Consider the following 664-nt stretch of genomic DNA (forward strand, 5'->3'; position numbering starts at 1 on the left):
GTCAGCTTTACACGGCCGCGCTGCAGTCGGACGGTGTTCATCTCACTTTTCACCCTGGAGCTTGGCTCGACGACGAGCAATGGCTAGGCGACGAGCACATCACAAGGGACTACCTGCTCCTGGAGCGCGAGTTGCAGGAGACCCTTCCGAATCTGGCCGCTCGGACGCGCCTCGTGGATGCCAGCATAAGCCTACTGTGGACGCAGCCCGGCCAGGCGCTAGAACACCAATGGGAGATGATCTTGCGCGGCGGCCGGCGCGGCGGCCCGGATACAGCCGACTTCCTGTTCCTGCCAGTGAACAATGCCAGTGCTCGTAGCCGCGGCAACCATTGGTCGCTGCTGCTCTTTGATCGCACGGACCGAGACAACCCGGTTGCCTATCACTACGACTCCTTGGGGGGATTCAACAACGGGATTGCAACAGCGCTCGCAGAAAGGCTGGGCGTGTTCGCGCCGCTCGAAGGCTTCATCAAGCGGCAGGATAACGGTTGGGATTGCGGCGTCTGCGTGCTGGACGCGACGCGGGAACTGGTTGGACGATTGGCACAAGGACTGCGGCAGCGGCAGCACCTTAAAAACCTCAATAACCTCGTTGCCGATCGGCGGGCACTCCAGGACCGACTGCGACCACCCTGATCGGCTCGCCTGCGCCCAACCTGGAT

The 664-nt window shown here is 62.2% G+C and carries 1 protein-coding gene; it reads left to right on the plus strand.

What is annotated here, in order from left to right; genetic code table 11:
- Positions 1 to 638: C48 family peptidase (locus tag NKH03_RS34870; protein WP_502913589.1), on the plus strand; the 638-nt coding region annotated here is incomplete at its 5' end.
- Positions 639 to 664 lie beyond the last annotated feature (26 nt).

Source organism: Mesorhizobium sp. M1406 (assembly GCF_040317555.1).
In the GTDB taxonomy this organism is placed as follows: domain Bacteria; phylum Pseudomonadota; class Alphaproteobacteria; order Rhizobiales; family Rhizobiaceae; genus Mesorhizobium.